The 18,531-nt window shown below is 66.9% G+C and carries 20 protein-coding genes; 11 read left to right on the top strand and 9 right to left on the bottom strand.

Annotated elements, in window-relative coordinates; translation table 11 throughout:
- Window positions 1-59: 59 nt before the first annotated feature.
- Window positions 60-752: an HAD-IB family hydrolase gene (locus P1IM2_RS14325; protein ID WP_238929625.1), complete on the top strand. Its 693-nt coding sequence runs from the start codon at window positions 60-62 to the stop codon at window positions 750-752.
- Here the strand turns inward: P1IM2_RS14325 and P1IM2_RS14320 are convergent.
- Entirely contained in the window at window positions 749-1,915 is a 1,167-nt protein-coding gene (locus tag P1IM2_RS14320) for a hypothetical protein (RefSeq protein ID WP_062901709.1), read from the bottom strand. The two genes, P1IM2_RS14325 and P1IM2_RS14320, sit on opposite strands and share 4 nt — an antisense overlap.
- Window positions 1,912-3,186, bottom strand: coding sequence for a lipopolysaccharide biosynthesis protein (locus P1IM2_RS14315; protein WP_186402883.1), 1,275 nt, complete (start codon window positions 3,184-3,186; stop codon window positions 1,912-1,914). The genes P1IM2_RS14320 and P1IM2_RS14315 overlap by 4 nt, the downstream gene beginning before the upstream one ends.
- Before the next feature lie 276 nt (window positions 3,187-3,462).
- On the opposite strand from P1IM2_RS14315, the gene P1IM2_RS14310 reads away from it, so the two are divergent.
- A complete protein-coding gene (locus P1IM2_RS14310; RefSeq protein ID WP_186402882.1) occupies window positions 3,463-4,530 on the top strand; it encodes a glycosyltransferase family 2 protein in 1,068 nt (355 codons plus the stop codon).
- Window positions 4,527-5,546 carry a glycosyltransferase family 2 protein gene (locus P1IM2_RS14305; protein WP_186402881.1) on the top strand — a complete coding sequence of 340 codons (1,020 nt, stop codon included), beginning with the start codon at window positions 4,527-4,529 and terminating at the stop codon, window positions 5,544-5,546. Before P1IM2_RS14310 ends, P1IM2_RS14305 begins: the two co-directional genes overlap by 4 nt.
- A gap of 10 nt (window positions 5,547-5,556) precedes the next feature.
- On the opposite strand, the gene P1IM2_RS14300 is transcribed toward P1IM2_RS14305, so the two are convergent.
- Window positions 5,557-6,339 (bottom strand): nucleotidyltransferase family protein, encoded by a 783-nt coding sequence (locus tag P1IM2_RS14300; protein WP_186402880.1) that lies wholly within the window; start codon window positions 6,337-6,339, stop codon window positions 5,557-5,559.
- Complete coding sequence (locus P1IM2_RS14295; RefSeq protein ID WP_062901704.1) at window positions 6,336-7,259, bottom strand: alpha/beta hydrolase; 924 nt, start codon at window positions 7,257-7,259, stop codon at window positions 6,336-6,338. The genes P1IM2_RS14300 and P1IM2_RS14295 overlap by 4 nt, the downstream gene beginning before the upstream one ends.
- A 137-nt stretch (window positions 7,260-7,396) precedes the next feature.
- Here P1IM2_RS14295 and P1IM2_RS14290 point away from each other — a divergent pair, with 137 nt between their 5' ends.
- From P1IM2_RS14290 to P1IM2_RS14275, 4 genes are all read left to right on the top strand, one after another.
- A complete protein-coding gene (locus P1IM2_RS14290) occupies window positions 7,397-8,227 on the top strand; it encodes a diacylglycerol/lipid kinase family protein (RefSeq protein WP_260834165.1) in 831 nt (276 codons plus the stop codon).
- Window positions 8,227-9,072, top strand: coding sequence for a metallophosphoesterase (locus P1IM2_RS14285; protein WP_186402878.1), 846 nt, complete (start codon window positions 8,227-8,229; stop codon window positions 9,070-9,072). The genes P1IM2_RS14290 and P1IM2_RS14285 overlap by 1 nt, the downstream gene beginning before the upstream one ends.
- 62 nt (window positions 9,073-9,134) lie before the next feature.
- Window positions 9,135-10,226: a hypothetical protein gene (locus P1IM2_RS14280; protein ID WP_260834164.1), complete on the top strand. Its 1,092-nt coding sequence runs from the start codon at window positions 9,135-9,137 to the stop codon at window positions 10,224-10,226.
- A complete protein-coding gene (locus P1IM2_RS14275; RefSeq protein ID WP_062901701.1) occupies window positions 10,223-11,266 on the top strand; it encodes a phosphotransferase family protein in 1,044 nt (347 codons plus the stop codon). The genes P1IM2_RS14280 and P1IM2_RS14275 overlap by 4 nt, the downstream gene beginning before the upstream one ends.
- On the opposite strand, the gene P1IM2_RS14270 is transcribed toward P1IM2_RS14275, so the two are convergent.
- From P1IM2_RS14270 to P1IM2_RS14250, 5 genes are all read right to left on the bottom strand, one after another.
- Window positions 11,263-11,823 (bottom strand): type 1 glutamine amidotransferase domain-containing protein, encoded by a 561-nt coding sequence (locus P1IM2_RS14270; protein ID WP_062901700.1) that lies wholly within the window; start codon window positions 11,821-11,823, stop codon window positions 11,263-11,265. The two genes, P1IM2_RS14275 and P1IM2_RS14270, sit on opposite strands and share 4 nt — an antisense overlap.
- Window positions 11,824-11,964: 141 nt before the next feature.
- Window positions 11,965-12,462 (bottom strand): 30S ribosomal protein S9, encoded by a 498-nt coding sequence (gene rpsI / locus P1IM2_RS14265; RefSeq protein ID WP_003041184.1) that lies wholly within the window; start codon window positions 12,460-12,462, stop codon window positions 11,965-11,967.
- A complete protein-coding gene (gene rplM / locus P1IM2_RS14260) occupies window positions 12,462-12,941 on the bottom strand; it encodes a 50S ribosomal protein L13 (RefSeq protein ID WP_003041188.1) in 480 nt (159 codons plus the stop codon). The genes rpsI and rplM overlap by 1 nt, the downstream gene beginning before the upstream one ends.
- A gap of 177 nt (window positions 12,942-13,118) precedes the next feature.
- The gene (locus tag P1IM2_RS14255; protein WP_186402876.1) at window positions 13,119-13,898 is read right to left on the bottom strand and encodes a hypothetical protein; all 780 of its coding nucleotides are present in this window, start codon (window positions 13,896-13,898) and stop codon (window positions 13,119-13,121) included.
- Complete coding sequence (locus tag P1IM2_RS14250) at window positions 13,895-14,938, bottom strand: COX15/CtaA family protein (RefSeq protein ID WP_186402875.1); 1,044 nt, start codon at window positions 14,936-14,938, stop codon at window positions 13,895-13,897. The genes P1IM2_RS14255 and P1IM2_RS14250 overlap by 4 nt, the downstream gene beginning before the upstream one ends.
- A 99-nt stretch (window positions 14,939-15,037) precedes the next feature.
- Here P1IM2_RS14250 and P1IM2_RS14245 point away from each other — a divergent pair, with 99 nt between their 5' ends.
- From P1IM2_RS14245 to P1IM2_RS14230, 4 genes are all read left to right on the top strand, one after another.
- Window positions 15,038-16,009, top strand: a complete 972-nt coding sequence (locus tag P1IM2_RS14245; protein ID WP_062901697.1) for a M48 family metallopeptidase — start codon at window positions 15,038-15,040, stop codon at window positions 16,007-16,009.
- 84 nt (window positions 16,010-16,093) lie between these two features.
- Entirely contained in the window at window positions 16,094-16,627 is a 534-nt protein-coding gene (gene msrA, locus P1IM2_RS14240) for a peptide-methionine (S)-S-oxide reductase MsrA (protein WP_058812172.1), read from the top strand.
- A 140-nt stretch (window positions 16,628-16,767) separates the two neighbouring features.
- Entirely contained in the window at window positions 16,768-17,310 is a 543-nt protein-coding gene (locus P1IM2_RS14235; RefSeq protein WP_238929624.1) for a YfiR family protein, read from the top strand.
- Window positions 17,307-18,515, top strand: a complete 1,209-nt coding sequence (locus tag P1IM2_RS14230; RefSeq protein ID WP_062901695.1) for a diguanylate cyclase domain-containing protein — start codon at window positions 17,307-17,309, stop codon at window positions 18,513-18,515. Before P1IM2_RS14235 ends, P1IM2_RS14230 begins: the two co-directional genes overlap by 4 nt.
- Window positions 18,516-18,531: the final 16 nt, after the last annotated feature.

Below are 18,531 nucleotides of genomic sequence, written 5' to 3'. Positions count from 1 at the left end.
GGCGGCGCACGCGCGAAAGCGGTGGCGGCACGCAAAGCGAGCGGCTAGGCCCGGCGGCGATGAGCGACGCCGCAGCCCCCTTTCGCATTGCCGTCTATGATCTCGATCGCACCGTGCTGCGAATGCCGACGTTCACGCTCTTCCTTCTGTGGGCGGCCGCGCGCAGCGCGCCATGGCGCCTTCTGCTGGCGCCCGTTTTCCTCGGGCTGCTCGCGGGCCATGCGCTCGGCCTCTACAGCCGCGATGCGTTGAAGCCCGCGGCGATCGCCTTGATGCTCGGGCGGCGACTGCCGGCGGAGCGAATGGCGCGCCTGGCTGCGGACTTTGCCGCCTGGCGCGTTCCCGCCGACGTTCAACCGGGGGCCCGAGCGGCCATCGCCCGCGACCGCGCCGCCGGTTACCATCTGCTGCTGGCAACCGCGGCCCCCGAATTTTACGCAGCCGCCTTGGCCGAGGCGCTGGGCTTCGATGCCTGCATCGCCACCCGGCATCGGCGCGCCGCGGACGGAGGCTGGCTCGCGGCGCTCGACGGTACCAATTGCTATGGGCCGGAAAAGGCGCGCCGCGTCGCCGAATGGCTTGCCGCCGACCCGCAACGCGCCGCGCATCATATGCGCGCCTATTCGGACCATGCGAGCGACGCACCGCTGTTCGCGCTAGCCGACGAGGCCTTTGCGATCGGGCGTCGCGGCCGCATTGCCAAAGCGGCACGCGACAACGGCTGGACGCTGATGGATTTCGGGACGGGCTAGCGCCCCTCGACGAAAGCCTCCAGCGCCGCGGCGCCCCGCGCAACCGACGCCTCGCCCGCCCGGTGGTCCATTGTGTAGGCGAACAGCCGATCCTGCTCGGCGCGGTGCAGCGCCGCACTTTCGCGCCAGTGCGGAATCCGCTCGGCAAGCTCAGCGGGGCCATACAAGACCTCTCCGTTGCGCCAGAATTCATAGCGTTCGGCCACGCCGTCGGCGGGCTTGCCGTTCGGATCGAGAAAATAGCAGGCGCCGCGGTGCAGCAGAAACTCGTAAACCTGGCTGCTAACATCGCCGATGTAGACGTCGGCTGCCATCGTGTAGCTCATGTCGAAGAGATTGGGGCCGTCGACGTCGATCAGGATATTGTCGGCCGCGCGGAAGCGGTCGGCGATGTCCGGCCGGAGCTTGGCGGTCCGATATTCGAGCGAATAATGCAGCCGCTTGCGGAACAGCATCACATGCGGCGCGACGATCAGATTATAGTCGCGATGCGCGAGGAAAAAATCCATCACCGCCTCGCCCATGCCGTACCAGGACGACAGGTGCGGATCGAAGTGCGGATTATAGAGAAAGACCGGGCGATCATTGTCGAAGAAGCGCTTGCGCACCGCCGGATCGATCGTATCGAACTTGGGATAACCGATGACCCGGCACTTGTCGGCGGTCGTTATGCCGTGGCGCACCATTTCGTCGACTAGCTTCGGTCCGCTGAGCAGCATGAGGTCGAACTGCGCGAGTTCGGGGTGATAGGCGACACTCCGATCGCCCGATCCGTGCGGCACATAGGCAAAGCGCGGCCCCGCCGCCCCCAATCGGCGCCGGACGCGCAGGCAGGTGCGTTCGGTCGATACCACCAGGTCGACACTGCGAAACAGATCGAGATGCCGGTAAAGACGCGCGACACGCAGCACCGGCGCCACCTTGTTGATCGGCGCCAGCAGCCGCTGCTCCGCCGTCGGCAGGTCGAGCATCCGCCATTCGATACGGTCGTGCGCCGCCGCCGGAATGATCTCTGCCACCTTGTGCCGGATCGCCTCGACGCCGCATGCGACGACGACCTGAACCGTCGGCGCGTGCAGCGCGAGTTCGCCCGCTATGCCTGCGATATGCGCCGCCTGATGCGCCGCATCATGGTTGAACAGGAACAAGATACGCTTCGTCATGACGGCATCCGGCTTTCGCGAAGGACGAGGAAGCTGGCGCCGAACAGCAGCAGCAAGGTCACGGTTTCGGCCAGCACCTTGGACCAGGCGGCGCCGATCGCGCCCATCTCCGGCAGCATCAGATAAATGGCGGCGATCAGCGTGGCCGTGCCCGCCAGCCTGATACCGATGATGAGGCGCGATCGTCCGGCCGCCATCAGCATCGGTTCGCAGCTGACTGTCGCCATTTGAAGGCAGGCTGCGAGGCCGAGCACAAGTAGGAACGGATAGGCGCCCAGAAACGCCGGACCCGACATGAGCAGCAACAGCGGCTTGCCGAGCAGCACGATTGCCGGTGCGAGCAAAAGAAACAGGCCGAGCGCGATCAGCGTCAACCGGACATAGAGCGACGCCACGCCGCGCAGCCCCTGTTTGACGTAGATATTCGTCATCTCGGTGTAACTGGCGAGGCCGATGAACCCGGCCATGATCGTGATCGACTGGGTCAATTGATGCGCAAGGCGATAGATGCCAGCTTCGGTGGCGCCCGCGAACGAGCCGACCAGCAAGACCGGCAGTTGCTGCGCCACCGTATAGGCCATGGTTCCGAAATTGGATGCGACCATCAATTCGGGAAGCCCCTTGTTGTCGCGCCACACGCGCCACCAATGCCGGCCGTCGGGTCGGCCATAAGCGCGGCGACACGACCGGTTGGCGAGCCACCAGAAGACGAGCGTGCTCGCCATCTCCGAACCCGCCCACACGATCAGGAAAATCTCGAGCGACGGGTGCGTCAAAAAGGCGACAACGGCACCCAGCGTCTTCAGCGTGGGCACCACCGCTTCGGCGAGGAAGGTTTGCGAAAATTCGGAGTGAAGCCGCAATATCCCGCGCGGCACGTTGCGGATCGAAAGCATGAACAGCACGACATAGGCGAACGCCGTCCAGACGAGCTCGGCCGGCATGCCCAGCAACCCCCGCCCCAGCCAGAGGATCAGCGCCGCCGCGCCAATGCCGAGCAGCGCCATCGCCAGATCGACCGCGGTGCAAAAGCGGATGAGGCGCGCCAGGGCCGGATGATCGCCGCTGTGGATATGTTCCTGGCCATATTTGACCAGCACCTGCCAGATGTTGAAATTGAGGATCGCCTGCAGGACCAGCGTCGAACTGAGGATCAGGGCAAAGGAACCATAAGCGGCCGGCCCCAGGCCGCGCGTGACGATCGCAAGGTAGAAGAGGCTGAGGATTGCGCCATAACCCTTGCCGCCGAGAATCCAGCTCAGGTGGGTCATGATGCGCCGGAAAGGTCCCTGGTCGCCCGTGTCTGCAGCGGGCGCGCCGAGGCGCCGTACCGCCGCAATACCCTTATCGATCCAGGTCCGATAGAAGAGTGGCCGGCGGTCGGCCGGGGGCGGAGCGGGTTCCATGCGCGCGGCCTATATCGCCTTTGGCGTCGTTTTCCATCCATTTGCACAGCCAAATCGACGGAAAACGACTTCCCTTTCACTCTGCTGATCTAGTAACGCGGGACGGGGCAGAGGCGTTCGGGAATGGAAACGGGAATGCGCGTGGGTCTGTCCGCACATATCGAAGGGGGAACCGCAGGCGGTGCGCCACGCAGCGAGCGCCGGTGGCTGAGCATCCTGATCCCCGTCTATAATGTCGAGCCTTATCTGCGTGATTGCCTGGCGTCGCTGTTGCCCCAGCTCCCGCCGGAGGGGGTGGAGGTGATCCTGCTCGACGACGCTTCGACCGATGGCTCACTGGGGCTGTGTAGCGAAATCTGCCCGCAGTCCCACCCGCAAGTCCGGCTGATGCGCCATGTCAGCAACGCGGGATTGAGCGCGGCGCGCAATACGATGCTCGACGCGGCGCGGGGCGATTATATCTGGTTCATCGATTCGGACGATGAAGTCATGCCGGGCTCGATCGCCAGGCTCCGGGCTATTATCGACCGCTATGCGCCTGATCTTGTCCTTTGCGATTACGCGCGCGGCGGCCGGCATCTGAGCAGCTTCGCCGGCCCGTCCGGTCGGCCCAGCGATGATCGGGAGACGTTGCTGCAAGGCGTTTTTGCGCAGCGGCGGCTGCACAGCTGGAGCAAGATCGCGCGCCGGTCGCTCTGGGGTGACGACCTGCGTTTCCCCGCCGGACGATGCTTCGAAGATATAGCGACGACACCGTGGCTGCTGCTCCGGGCCCGAACCCATTATCACGCAGCCGAGGCCTGGGTGCGCTATCGCGACCGTCCCGACAGCATCATGGGGTCGCTGCGCCGGTCGCGGGGACGCTTCGACGATTGCCGGAACGACGATCTGGCAATGAGTCTCGCCGGCTTCGACGCGGCGACGCGCGAGGCGCTGCCCGCCATGAGCGACGTCACCCGGCACCACATCGCGCATTTCTGGGCGAAGGAGTTCACCAAAATCTGCTGGCGGCTCCTGTCGAGCAGCGCCTTTCACGTGCCCTGGCGCGACCTGCGTCGCAAGCTTGCCCGCTACCGCGGCATGATGGACGCCGAATCGCCGATCGCTTTTGCGACGCTCGCGCGCCTTTACAGAAGCCGCGGGCACTTGCCGCGCGCGGTGGTACTATCCGCCTGCCTGTGGCTGGGACAAGCGGACGATGCCAGGTGAACGACGATGCGGCGGACGGCAACAGGCCATGGCTCAGCATTCTCATGCCAGTCTTCAACGTCGCGCCCTGTCTGGCCGAAACGCTTGCCTCGATCGCCGCGCAGCTTCCGGCGGCGGGAGTGGAACTGCTGCTTCTGGACGATCGGTCGAACGACGGATCGGACGCGATCGGCGCGCGGATCTGTGCTGAGATCGGACCGGCGGCAAGCTTGCATCGGCAGGCGGAAAACGGCGGGGTCGCCGCAGCGCGCAATCGCCTGCTCAACTTGGCGAGGGGCGATTATGTCTGGTTCATCGATGCCGACGACGTGCTGCTTCCTGGCGCGATCGCCGCGCTACACGCGATCGTCATGCGCGATGCACCCGATCTGGTCCTCTGCGATTATCGCAAACGGGGCCGCGACGAGGCGGCTTTCACGGGAACTGCGCGCCGCATCGTGACTGACCGCGAAGCGTTGCTTTATGGCCTGTTCGCTCGCCGCCGGATGCATTTATGGACCAAGATCGCGCGCCGCAACCTATGGCATGATCTGCGCTTTCCGCCCCTCGCCTGCTTTGAGGATATGGCAGTCGTCCCGCATCTGTTCTTGACGGTGCGCAGTCATTATTACGAGCCCGCGCCGTGGATCGACTACCGTGTGCGGGAGGGCAGCCTGACCGGGCTCGCGACCCGTACGGCAGGACATTTCGACACGGCTGGCAATGACGCGCTGACAGCGGTTCTGGCGGACATCATGGCGGCGGTGACGGCCGGTCTGCCCGCCATGCACGATGACATGCGCTACTGCCTCGCCCAATTTTGCGCGAAGGAATATACGAAAATCGGCTGGCGTCTCGTCAGCACGCGCGCCGGCCGGCTTCCGTGGCAGGCGCTGCGCCGCGAGCTGCGACGCTACCGCGATCTCACCGAGGCGGCCTCGCCGATGCCTTTCGCTGCGCTGCTCCGCACGCACCGACAGCACCACAAATTCGGGCGCTGGTTCGTTCTGGCCCTGTTTGTGCGTCTGGCCGCATAGGGCCCTGACCCTAGCCGCGCTGGGCCAGAATGCGTTCAATCAGCGTCACGTCCGACGGCTTGTCGGCGTCGATACAGGCTTCGGCGTCGGACATCGGCACCACGCGCGCGGTGAGGCCGAAGCGGCGCCCGGCGCGGGCGACGCCGCCCTGGATCGTGAACAGCCGCAGCAAAGCCCCCGCGAGCAGCCACGGTCCGAAGGCGGCAACGATCTTCAGCCCCTTCTTGCGGTCGCGTTCGATCCGTCCCCAAAAGTCGAGCAGCGGCAGCACGCGCTGCCCGCGCAGGCGAAAGAGATTGGCGCCCGACCACCAGCCGCGACGAAATTTGAGCCAGGTCCGCCGCGATTCGGGGTAGCGCGCGAGCAGCGCGCGCCGCTCGACCATCGCAACTGCGACATCGCTGCCCGCTGCGCCGGCGAGGAATTCGGCGATAATCGCGGGCGTCAGCAGCACATTGTCGGCCGTCGTCACCAGCACCGGCGCGTCGCCTTCGGGCAGCGCAGCAGCGAGCGAAGCGCTGATCCCCTGTCCCGAATCGGCAAAGTGCAGGTCGGGCACGGCCGCCAACATGGGCTCGCGCGCCAGTTCGGCGCTGTTCTGCGCGAGCACCCGGATCGCGCCCACCTCGGGCGCGGCACGCAGCGCGGCGATGACATGGGCAAGCATCGGCCGTCCGCCGACCGGCAGCAGCGCCTTGGTCGATACGCCGCTGCCGGTCAGCAGCGGGTCGGCACCGGGGCGGCTTCCGGCGAGGACGATGGCAGAAATCGGACCGGGCGTCGGAGCTGTCATTGCGCCGCCGCCGCAGGCGCGACCCGGCGCGCCGTCACGCCGCGCAGAAAGTCGGTGGCCTCGTCGAGCACCGGCCCTTTCGCGCGAAAGGGGGCCGCAAGCGCCATGACGATGCCGGTGTGCCCCATGCCCGGATAGACGCGCAGCGTCGCCGATCCGCCCAGCCGTTCGATCGCGGCGGAAAGGTTCCGGCTGTTGCGCGGACGCACCGTTTCGTCCTCGTCACCGCTTGCCAGCCATAGCGGGGGCGCATCGCCGCGCGCATAGTGGATCGGCTGCGTCTTTTCGGGCGGGCGCACCTTGCCCATCGCGCGGTCGGCCATGCCGCCCTTTTCGAACGGCAGGAAATCATAGGGGCCCGCGAGGCCCGCAACGCCGCGGATCACCGACGCGTCGCACTTGGCCGCGCGCATCCATACCGGATCGAGCGCGAGCATCACCGCATTATAGGCACCCGCCGAATGGCCCATCAGTGCGATGCGACCGGGATCGCCGCCCAGTTCGCCGATGTGGCGGTGGGTCCACGCGACCGCCGCCGCGGCGTCCTCCAGAAAGTCGGGCCAATGCGCCCTGGGGACCAGCCGGTAATCGGGGATCACGACGACGAAGCCCTGGTTGGCCAGCGCCCGGCCGGCGAAGCCATAGCTTTGCCGTTCACCGCTGCCCCAGCCGCCGCCATAGAAGAAGACCACGACCGGCAGCCGGTCGCCCGCCTGCGCCTGTTCGGGCACCCAGATATCGAGCGACTGCCGCACCCCGCGGCCATAGGGCTGGTCCGCAAGGAGCAGGCGCGCGCCCTTGCCGCTGCCGAGCAGCTTGTCGGCAAGGTCGAGCGACTTGGCACCGCCCGCAACGATCGCCCTGGCTCCGCCGCCGAACAGCAGCAGGAGCAAGCCGATGAGAAGAAGGAATTTGATCAACCGCCGTTGTTCCCTGACCGTCCGATCCGCCATTGCTTCACCCCGCGACCCGGCCCGTCTCCGCGCCCTACAGATGTCGGCGAGCGCGAACAAGCGCCGTGCGCGTTACCTTTTCGCGCGTCGTGCGTTGGGCGGGCATGACCAGCCCCTTTTCGCGCCCCGCCCTGATCTGCAACGACCGGAGCGGCAGCTATGACGAGAGCATCCACCGCCAATTGATTGACGCGTGCGCAGCCGCAGGCGCGCGAGTCGCGGCAAGCTTCGTCCTGCCGAAGGACGATCTGCCCGACGCGGCGGCGCTGCGCGCAAGCGACATCGACCTGCTGATCGTGTGGACCGGCGACGGGACGATCAATGCCGCCGCGACCGGTTGCGAAGGCTGGCACGGCCCGCTGCTGCCGCTGCCCGGCGGGACGCTGAACCTCCTGTCGAAACAATTGCATGGCGACCATCCGGCTCCCACGATTCTGGAGCGCGCGCTAGCGAGCGGCGGGCGACGCGCGCCGGTCCCGACCATCCGATCGGCGGCGCGAGAAGCGTTCATCACCGTCGTTGCGGGGCCGGCAACACGCTGGGCCGAGGTCCGCGAAACGATGCGCAGCCAAGGGCTGATCGAGGCGAGCCGCGAAGCGCCCGATGCGCTCGAGGAAATGCTCAACGCCCCCGGGGTGCAGGTGGCGGGATCGGGCGCCGTCTATCCAGCGATCATCCTGACCCCGACCCGTGACGGCATTACCGCCGACGGCATAGTGGCGGACGCCACGGGCGATGTGCTGCGCCACGGGCTCGCATGGCTCGGCGGCGATTTTCGCGATGGTCCGCACGAGCGCGTTGCGACCGCGGAAACGATCATCCTCCAAAGCGATCGCATCATCGCGCTCGAATATGACGGCGAACTGGCCGAAATCCCCTCGCCGGCCCGCTTCTCGATCGGGCAGAGCGCGATCGACTTCATCGCGACCGCCTGATGCGCCTCTTCCATATCAGCGACCTGCACTTCGGTCTTGAAGATCGCGACGCGCTCGCCTGGTTCCGCGAATGCGTCCGCCGCGAACAACCCGACGCGGTGTTGATAACCGGTGATCTGACGATGCGGGCGCGGAGTCGCGAGTTCGCCGCCGCCTGCGACTGGATCATGTCACTCGACCTCCCCGTGACGGTCGAAGTCGGCAACCACGACCTGCCTTATTTCAACCCCGTCGCGCGATCCCTGCACCCCTATCGCCGGATTCGGCGGATCGAGGCGCTGGTCGAACGCGAGCTCGACTTTCGCAATCTGGCCGTCGTTCCGCTGAAAACCACGGCGCGGGCGCAATGGCGGCTCGATTGGTCGAAAGGCTGGGTGACGCGCAAGGCGCTTGCCCGCACACTCGCCGCGATCGATGCGCTGCCGCGCGGAACGCAGATACTGGTAACGGCACACCACCCGCTCACCGAAGCGGGGACCAAGGGGCGCGCGCTGACCCGCGGCGGCGCGGCGGCTCTTGCCGCCCTTGCCGATCGCGGCGTCGCCGCCGTACTGACCGGCCATGTCCATGACGCCTTCGATCTGATCGCCGACACCCCCGCAGGCCCCATCCGCATGATCGGCGCCGGCACCCTGTCGCGCCGGATCCGGTCGACGCCGCCGAGCTTCAACGAATTGCGTATCAGCGGCGGCGAAATTTCGGTCCGCGTCCGCAATCTGGCGCGGGTGCCGACTCCCGACATGCTGATCGACGCCATACCGCCCGACGCACGGCCGCCACGCGAACCCGGCGAGCCCATTGCACCCGTCGGCGCGGTGCCGCCGACCGATCCGCCCGTCCATTGACGCATCGGGATTGACGCAGTGCCGCGTCCCGTTAGGTTGCACAAAAAAACGGGATGAGGATCATGCTGACAAAAGGCGACGATTATCCGCTGCACCAGACCAGCGAGCCGATTGCGTTCGCCGGGACGGACCGCAACTTCTACGACCGCTATTTCTTCAACGGCTACAGCGCCGACGGCAGCGTCTTTTTCGCCGCCGCGATGGGGTTTTATCCCCAGCTCGGCATCGTCGATGCCAGCTTTTGCGTGATCGCCGACGGGGTGCAGCATAATCTGCGCGCCAGCCGTCGTTCGGGCGGCGAACGGCTCGACCTGTCGGTCGGCCCCATCGCCATAGCGATTGACGAACCGCTGCAAAAAGTGACGCTGCGGATCGCCGCCGACGATGGACCGCTGGCCGCCGAACTGACGTTCACCGGACGGCATTTTCCGATCGAGGAACCGCGCTTCATCCGCCGCAACGGCACGCGGCTGTTCATGGACTATACGCGGATGACGCAGAACGGCCGCTGGTCGGGATGGCTTTCGGTCGAGGGCGCGCGCACCGATCTCGGCGCGGGTTGGACGGGTACGCGCGACCGGAGCTGGGGGGTGCGTCCGGTCGGCGCCGCCGAACCGCAACCGCCGCCGGAGGGCAATTTCAACCAGTTCTTCTGGCTGTGGACGCCGTGCAATTTCGAGGCTCTATCGCTCTTCTTCCACAGCAACGATGATGGTGTCGGCGCGCCATGGAACCGGCGCGGCGTGATCAGCGGCGACGACGGAACCGAACGCCATTTCGATGCGCCCGGCTTTGCCATCGACTGGCAGAGCGGGACGCGCCGGGTCGCGCGAATGACCGCCGATCTCGGCGGCGGCCGCGCCCTGACCTTGACCCCGGCGGGTCCGGTGTTCGCGATGAGCGGGCTCGGCTACACGCATCCCGTCTGGGGTCACGGGCTCGACCATGGCGCCGAGCTTGCCGTCGCACATGACCGGCTGAACGAGGCCGAGCGCGGCTGGGGCAATCCGCTGGCAATGCACATCCAGGCTTTCGTGACCGCAGACTTGGTCGACGGCGGGCGGACGCACCGCGGCGTCGGGGTGCTCGAACAATTGTTCGTCGGACCGCACAGCCCGACCGGATTGACTGGCCTGATGGATCCCGCTGCATGAGATTTCCGACCGCGCCGGAGGCAATGACGGCCGACTGGATCGCCGACAAGCTGGGTCAGCCCCAGGGCGCGCTCATAGGCTTTAGCGCTGCCGCCATCGGCACCGGGCAGATGTGCGACAGCTTTCGTCTGACGCTCGATTGGTCGGACGGCACCGGGCTGCCACCAACGATCGTCGCCAAATGCCCGAGCCATGACGAGGCAAGCCGCAATATCGCGGCGCTCACCGCCACCTATGTCAAGGAAGTGAGCTGGTATCGTGAACTGGCAGCGGGCAGCGGCGTCGCGGCGCCGCACTGCTACCATGCCGATATTGCGGACAATGACGTCGACTTCATCCTGCTCCTCTCCGACCTCGCGCCGGCGCGGCAGGGCGACCAGCTCGCCGGCCTCGGTCTTGCCGGGCTCGCGCCGTGCATCGACGCCGCGGCGGGGCTGCATGCGCTGTTATGGAACGACGTCCGCGCGGACGCGCTGCCATGGCTGAACCGCGACACGAGCCAAATCGTCCGCGCGCTGTTTCCCGGACTCTATGAGGGGTTTCGCGAGCGCTACGCGGGTCGGCTCGACCGCGACGCGCTCGATCTCGGCGCCGGGATCGTCGATCGTCTCGACGCCTATCTGACCCGCACGCCGGCCGCGCGCACGATCGTTCACGGCGACCTGCGCATCGACAATATCCTCTTCGCCCCCGACGGAGCGCGTTGCTGGCTGGTCGACTGGCAGACATTGGGCCGTGGCAGCGGCGCGACCGACATCGCCTATCTGGTGGGGACGAGCATCGCCGATCCCGCCGAACGCGCGGCCGCCGATCGCGCCGCCTTCGACGCCTGGATCTCTGCGCTGCGCGCGCGCGGCGTGGAACCCGACGAGGCGGAATTGTGGGACGATTACCGCGTCGGCGCGCTCAGCGGATATTTCATGGCGGTGTTCGCGTCGATGAACGTCGAACGCACCGAACGCGGCGACGAAATGTTCGCGGTGATGGCCGAGCGCCCCGCGCGGCAGGCGATTGCGCTGGGCAGCCTCGACCTCCTTTAGGTGGCGACGCGGCTGTCGGCGACTGCTTCGACGATCGCAGCGCAAAAGGCGTCGAGGTCGTCGGGGCAGCGGCTGGTGATGATCCCGCGATCGACAACCACGGCTTCGTCGAGCAGCCTTGCACCGGCATTGCCTATGTCGGTGCGGATCGATTTGTAACCGGTCATCCGACGACCTTCGGCCAGTCCGGCCTCGATCAGAAGCCATGGCGCATGGCAGATGGCGGCAATCGGCTTACCCGCCTTGGCGAAGGCGCGGATGAGGTCGATCGCCGCGTCCTCTACGCGCAGCAGATCGGGATTGATCTGCCCGCCGGGGAGCACCAGCGCGTCATAATCCTCCACCTCGACGTCCTTGATCAGACAATCGACCGCGACCTTGTCGCCCCAGTCGTCGCCGTCCCAGCCACGAATATCGTCCGTCCCCAGCGAGGCGATGCTTAGGTCGGCGCCTGCCTCCTCAAGCTGCTTCAACGGCACTTCGAGTTCGGATTGTTCGAAACCATCGGTCGCCATGATCAATATCTGGCGGCCGCTGAGCGCTGCGGCGTTCGGCATGGGCTTTCTCCTTCGATGTTGTTGCCAAACCAACGCGCCGCCATCGCCCGATGTTGCAGTCGGCGCCTAGAAAGCACCACGCAAAAAGGGCGGCCCGTCGCCGGACCGCCCTCCTTTTCTCCACCCGTCGGCGGAAGAAACTTAGCGCTTCGAGAACTGGAAGCTGCGGCGGGCCTTCGCCTTGCCGTACTTCTTACGCTCGACCGCGCGGCTGTCGCGAGTCAGGAAGCCGGCCGCCTTGACCGTGCCGCGAAGCGCCGGTTCGAAGCGGGTCAGCGCCTGCGCGATGCCGTGCAGAACGGCGCCTGCCTGACCCGAGAGGCCGCCGCCCTTGACGGTCGCGACGACGTCATACTGGCCGGCGCGTTCGGTCAGACCGAAGGGCTGGTTGATGACGAGGCGCAGCGTCGGGCGCGCGAAATAGACTTCCTGGTCGCGGCCGTTGACGGTGATCTTGCCCGTGCCGGGCTTGACCCACACGCGGGCGACGGCGTCCTTGCGGCGGCCGGTCGCATAAGCGCGGCCCTGCTTGTCGACCTGCTTTTCGCGGAGCGGAGCCGTCGGAGCGGCCGGAGCGACGGTGCCTTCGACGGCGCCGGCGAGATCCTTGAGATCGGTCATGGTCTGTTCGTCAGCCATTATGCACCCACCTTGTTCTTGCGGTTCATCGACGCGACGTCGATCACTTCGGGGCTCTGCCCTTCGTGCGGATGTTCGCTGCCGGCGAAAATGCGCAGGTTGCGCATCTGCTGGCGGCCGAGCGGGCCGCGCGGGATCATGCGTTCGATCGCCTTTTCGAGCACGCGCTCGGGGAAGCGGCCTTCCAGAACCTTCTGGGCGGTGACTTCCTTGATGCCGCCGGCATAGCCGGTGTGCTTGTAATAGACCTTGTCGGACAGCTTCTTGCCGGTGAACTTCACCTTTTCGGCGTTAATGACGATGACATTGTCACCGCAATCGACGTGGGGGGTAAAGCTCGGCTTGTGCTTGCCGCGCAGGATATTGGCGATGATCGAAGCGACGCGGCCAACAACCAGGCCGTCGGCGTCGATCAGCACCCATTTCTTCTCGACCGTACCGGCGTTCGCCGACTGGGTCGTCTTGGTCAGCGCCTTCATGGCACGCTCCTTGACAGAGATGGACGGGAGTGACCGGCCGGAAGGCCCGCCAACCCGAAAACAAACCGCGCCGCCCGACCCCAGGGGGACTCAGCGGCGCTTCGACGCGGGCCAATGGCGCTAGACAGACCGAAAGTCAAGCTGAGAGCGGCTTTGCTGACGGGTATTATGATACCATCAGCTGGGATCACCCGGTTCGAGTGCCCTGATCCGCTCCTCGACCAGCTTGCGATCGGTGGCGTTTCCGCTCGTCAGGAAGCTCTGGCGGCGCTCCTCGGCGAGCAGCCCGGTCCCCAGATCGATCGTCCAGCGCGTATCGACCTTAATCGGCTGCGCCGGGCCGGCAGCGGGCGGCTCGCTCGCCGATATGGTGCGCCGACCGGCAACCGTCACGGTCATGATCGGGCCGTCGGCGCCGTTCGGGATCGCGCCGTTTGCGGGCACGACGAGGGCACGGATGTCGGCACTCGCCAGCTTGTCGCGCTCGGCTGGCGGCAAGGTGGCGATGATCTGCGCGGCCCGCTTCGCCTCGGGGCGGCCGGACGCATCCGCAAGCGCCTGCGCCCGGTCGACGACGCGGCGCCACAGTCCTTCGGGGTCGACCATATCGACCGAGCTGCCGTCGGCGGGGACGAAGTAGGTCAGCGTCTCGCCAATCAGCGGGTCGATCAGCAGCCGCAGCGTGCGCACGACTTCGGGATGCGCGTCCGACTCGACGCGGTCGAACCGCGCCAACAACTGATAACCGCGCCCGACGCGCCGCCACCGCAAATCATAAATGAGCGCAAAGCTGGTGAAGCCGCCGTCGCGGCTCGACCGCCGCGTTGCGACGCGGTAGGTGAGCGGACGATCGAGCGGCGGTGCGAACGCGAGTGCGGCAACCTGCTGCGTTTCCGAAGGGACCGGAGGCTCCGGCGCCTGCGCCGCAAGCAGCAACAGGGCGCCGAGGACGATCATGCCGCTGCGCGACCGAGCCGGTGGAGCGCGGCGGCAGTCGTCGCGACGAGAATGGCGCCCGTCACCTGGTGCAACACCGCAATCCACATCGATACGCCGGTCACGACCGTCAGAATGCCGAGCGTCATCTGCGCCGCGACGACCAGCAGCAGCAGACCGGCCTCGCGCCGAGACCCTTGCCGGGCGAGCGAGCGCGCCAGCAACAGCAACGCGCCCGCCGCGACCCACGACCACCAGCGATGGAGGAAATGGATGAGCAAGGGATCGTTGGTGACGGCGAGCCAGGTCCCACCCGACCAGTCGATACCTTCGGGAACAAAATGATCATTCATCAGCGGCCAGGTGCTCGCGACATAGCCCGCATTGAGCCCGGCAACCCACGCGCCGAGCAGGAGCTGGACGATCAGAATCGCAATGACTGCAATCGCCGCGCCCGTCAGGCGCGCCGGGCGCGCACCGGGATCGCGCGCCAGCAGCGCAAGGTCGCGCGCCGTCCAAACGAGCCCCGCAAGCAGGAACAACGCGGTCAGGAGGTGCGTCGCGAGCCGGAAATGGCTGACATCGGTGCGATATTCGAGTCCCGACGCGACCATCCACCAACCGATCGCGCCCTGCAGGCCGACAAGCGCGGCGAGCGCGAACAGCCGCCAGCCATAGCCGGCCGGAATCGCGCGGCGCCACGCGTACCAGGCAAGCGGCACCAGCAAAGCCATGCCGACCAGACGGCCAAGGATCCGGTGCAGCCACTCCCAGAAGAAAATCCCCTTGAAGGCCGCGAGCGACATGCCGAGGTTGATCTCCTTATATTCGGGGATCTGCTTGTATTTTTCGAACTCGGCCTGCCATCCGGCCTCGGTCAGCGGCGGCAGCACCCCCGATACGGGCTTCCATTCGGTGATCGACAGCCCCGATTCGGTCAGCCGGGTGATGCCGCCGACGGCGACAACCATGATGACGAGGATGGCGACGGCCCACAGCCAGCGCGCGAGCGCGGCGGGGCGGGGATGGAGCGGCCGGGCCGATGACGAAGCGTTCAACATCGCCCCGCCCTATCGGCGCTTGCCGGGCGATAGGCAAGAGGCGGCGGCGCCGCTCGAAATTCATGGCTCCGACAGAAAGGCGCTGATAAGTCGGCCCCCATGCTGCGCCTGTCCGCCGCCCTTCTGCTTGCCATCGCCGCCCCCGCCGCCGCGATGGCCGAGCCCTCTCCCTATCCGGCGCTCGCGGCGCTCGAGGCGCGCGTCGCGACCATCGGCTACCGCCTGACGACGGGCAATGCCCCATGGTGCGCGAGGGTCCAGCCGCAGTTCGGCTGGCTATGGGGCGATCCGCGGCTTTATTCCGACGCGCAGCGCCCGGATGCCGAGGCCGCCTATGACGCCGCGGACACCGACACGCCGTTCCTCGCCGCGGTCGCCGCGGGCTCGCCCGCTGCCGCCGCCGGGCTGCATGCGGGGAGCCTGGTGCAAGGCCTGGCCGGTTCCCTGCCGCCGCAAGGCGAGGGCAGCGACGCCTATGCCCGCATCGCCGCCCTCGAAAGGCTTTTTGCAGGCCTGCCGAGCGACCGGCCCGCCATGCTCGACACCGGCAAGGCTCCGGTACGGATCGTACCGGTGGTCGGCTGCGCGACCGATTTCCGCGTCGACGCCCGCGACCGCCCCGACGGGGCCGCCGACGGCCGGCTCGTCGTCATTTCCGCAGGGCTGGCGCAATTCGCAAAGGACGACGCCGAGCTGGCGGCCGCCGTCGCGCACGAACTCGCGCATAATATTCTTAGGCACCGCGCCCGGCTCGACGCCGCGGGGGTCGATCGCGGACTGTTGCAGCAGTTCGGCCGCAATGCGCGGCTGTTCAAGCAGACAGAGATCGAAGCCGATCGCCTCTCGCCCTGGCTGATGGCGAATGCCGGCTATGATCCGCGCGCCGCAGTCCGCTTCTGGACCGCTTTCGGCCAACGTGCCGGCCGTCCGTTGCTTCAGGCGGGAACCCACCCTCGTTGGGAGGACCGCGCCGCCTCGATCGAAAAGGAGGTTCGGGCGATCGACGCGCTGCGCGCGGCGGGGCAGCCGCTCGCGCCGCCACTCATCGGCGCACCGCCGCCCTTGGAATAAGGAGCGCCCGATCCTATCTGGACGTCTCCCACCCTATCCAAGGCCCACTCCATCAAAGGCCCACCCCATCAAAGGATCGACGCGATGACAGAGACCGCCATTTTTGCCGGAGGCTGCTTCTGGTGCACCGAAGCGGTATTCAAATCGCTGGCGGGGGTCGAAAGCGTCGAAAGCGGCTATATCGGCGGGTCGGTCGCCAATCCGACCTACAAGCAGGTGTGCAGCGGTGATACCGGCCATGCCGAGGCGATCCGCATCGGATATGATCCGGCGGCCATTTCCTATGCCGATCTGCTCGACGTGTTCTTCGCGACGCACGATCCGACGCAACTCAATCGCCAGGGCAACGACATCGGCACCCAGTATCGCAGCGCCATCTTCCCGCTCGACGAAACGCAGGCCGCCGCCGCCGAGGCCGCAATCGCGCGCGCGCAGCCCGACTGGCCCGCGCCGATCGTGACCCGCATCGAACCGGCTTCGACCTGGTATCCGGCCGAGGATTATCATCAGGATTATTGGGACGGCGAAGGCCAGCGCAACCCCTATTGCATGGCGGTAATCCCGCCGAAGCTCGCGAAGCTGCGCAAGGGCTTTTCGGAGCGGCTGCGCGAGGCCTGAGCCCGTCGGTCATCGTCCGGCCGACTGTTGCAATATGGCCGCATGGCGTCACTTTTCCTTGACTTAGCGGCGCTTTTCTCTAGCGGACGCCGCCTCGCGGGGGCAGGATCACCCCCATCCGAGGTGGGGACCGCTACAGCGTGCTGATACCATTGCTTCTGATCGGCTCGTCGATGACGGCGCCGCAGCTCGCCATGCAGGCGGCGGCGCAAACTGTCGTGGATGACAGTCCAGGCGGCATGGCGCTGGCGGTCAACCGCATGCTCGGCGGCATCGTGACCTATGCGACATGGCCGAACGAGGCGTCGGGCGCGCCGCGCACCATGTGCATCATCGGCACGCCGCGCCTGACCGAACGTCCGGCGCCCGACCTGCCCGGCCGCGGATCGGTGAGCGTCCGGCGCATCAGCGCCGCAGCGGCAATCGGCGGGGCGGGCTGTCATATGCTCTATCTCGGGCAGATGCCCGTGGCGGACCGGCAACGCCTGATCGGCTGGGTGCACGGAAAGGCGATCCTGACCGTCACTGACGATGACAACAACTGCAACCTCGGCGCGATGTTCTGCCTGAGCGCGCAGGGCCAGCGGCTCAGCTTTTCGGTCAATCTCGATTCGATCGGCCGCGGATCGGTGCGCGTCGATCCGCGCGTGCTCAAGATCGGCAGCGACGGGGGGCCGCGATGACGCCGGCTCCTGCCCCCGAACGCAGCGGCGCGCACACCACCCTGCAAAAGCTGCTGTCGCGCTTTCATTTCGGGGTGACGCTGCTTGCGGTCGCCCTATCGGGGATCACCATCCTGCTCGCCGGGATCACGACGCTGCGCGGCTATGCAGATCGCAACATGGAGCTGGCGGCGCAGGTCGCGGCCTATGGCGTCGAACCCGCGCTCGTCTTCAACGATCCCCAAGCGGCGCGCGAGGGGTTGCAACCGCTCACCCGAATTCCCGGCATCGCGCGCCTGCGCGTGCTTGACGACAAGGGACGGCTGCTCACCGAATGGGTGTCGCCGCACGGCGATGCAATGCCGATGCTGACGGGCTTTTTCTTTCCGCGGCCCTTTGCGACCACCGTCCAGCGCAACGGATCGGTCATCGGGACGATCGAGGTGTGGGGCGACAGTTCGACGCTGACCCATTATGTACGGCTCGGCCTGCTCGCCGGTCTCGCCTGTCTGCTCATTACCGCGATCGGCACGGTCATCCTCGCCCGGCGCTTCGAATATGAGCTGGTCAAGCCGCTCGGCGAGATTGCTACCGTCGCGCACGATGTCCGGCTGCACCGCCGCTTCGACAAGCGGGTGCAGGGGCTCGGCATTGCCGAGCTTGACCGGCTCGGCGGCGACATCAATGCCCTGCTTGACGAGCTGCAGGGCTGGCAGGGGCATATGGAAAGCGAAAAGGCGCTGCTCGCCCACCGCGCCTCGCACGATCCGCTCACCGCGCTGCCCAACCGCGCGGCGTTCGACGAAGCGCTGGCGGCGAGGCTGGCTGCGGGTGCCGCCCGCTTTGCGCTGCTGTTCATCGATGCCGACAATTTCAAGGCGGTGAATGACGGCTTTGGTCACGCCGCCGGCGACGCGGTGCTCGTCGCGCTGTCGCAGCGGATCAAGGCGCTGCTTCACCCGGGCGATTTCGCCGCGCGCATCGGCGGCGACGAATTCGTGATGATCGTCGATCCGGCCGGACATGACGCACAACCCGACTCGCTCGCCGAGCGCCTTCGCGCGGCCATCGCCGATCCGATCACGCTGCCCGGCGGCGACAGCTACCGCCTGTCGGTGAGCATCGGCGTTGCCGTGCATCCTGCCGACGGCACCGATCCCACCGCGATGCTGACCGCGGCCGACGCCGCCATGTATGCCGACAAGCTCGGCAAGCTTTCGAAATGACGACCCCCCGGAGACC

The organism is Sphingopyxis sp. P1IMeth2 (assembly GCF_900185685.1).
In the GTDB taxonomy this organism is placed as follows: Bacteria; Pseudomonadota; Alphaproteobacteria; order Sphingomonadales; family Sphingomonadaceae; genus Sphingopyxis; species Sphingopyxis terrae_A.
This window is presented reverse-complemented; position numbering and strand designations above follow the sequence as displayed.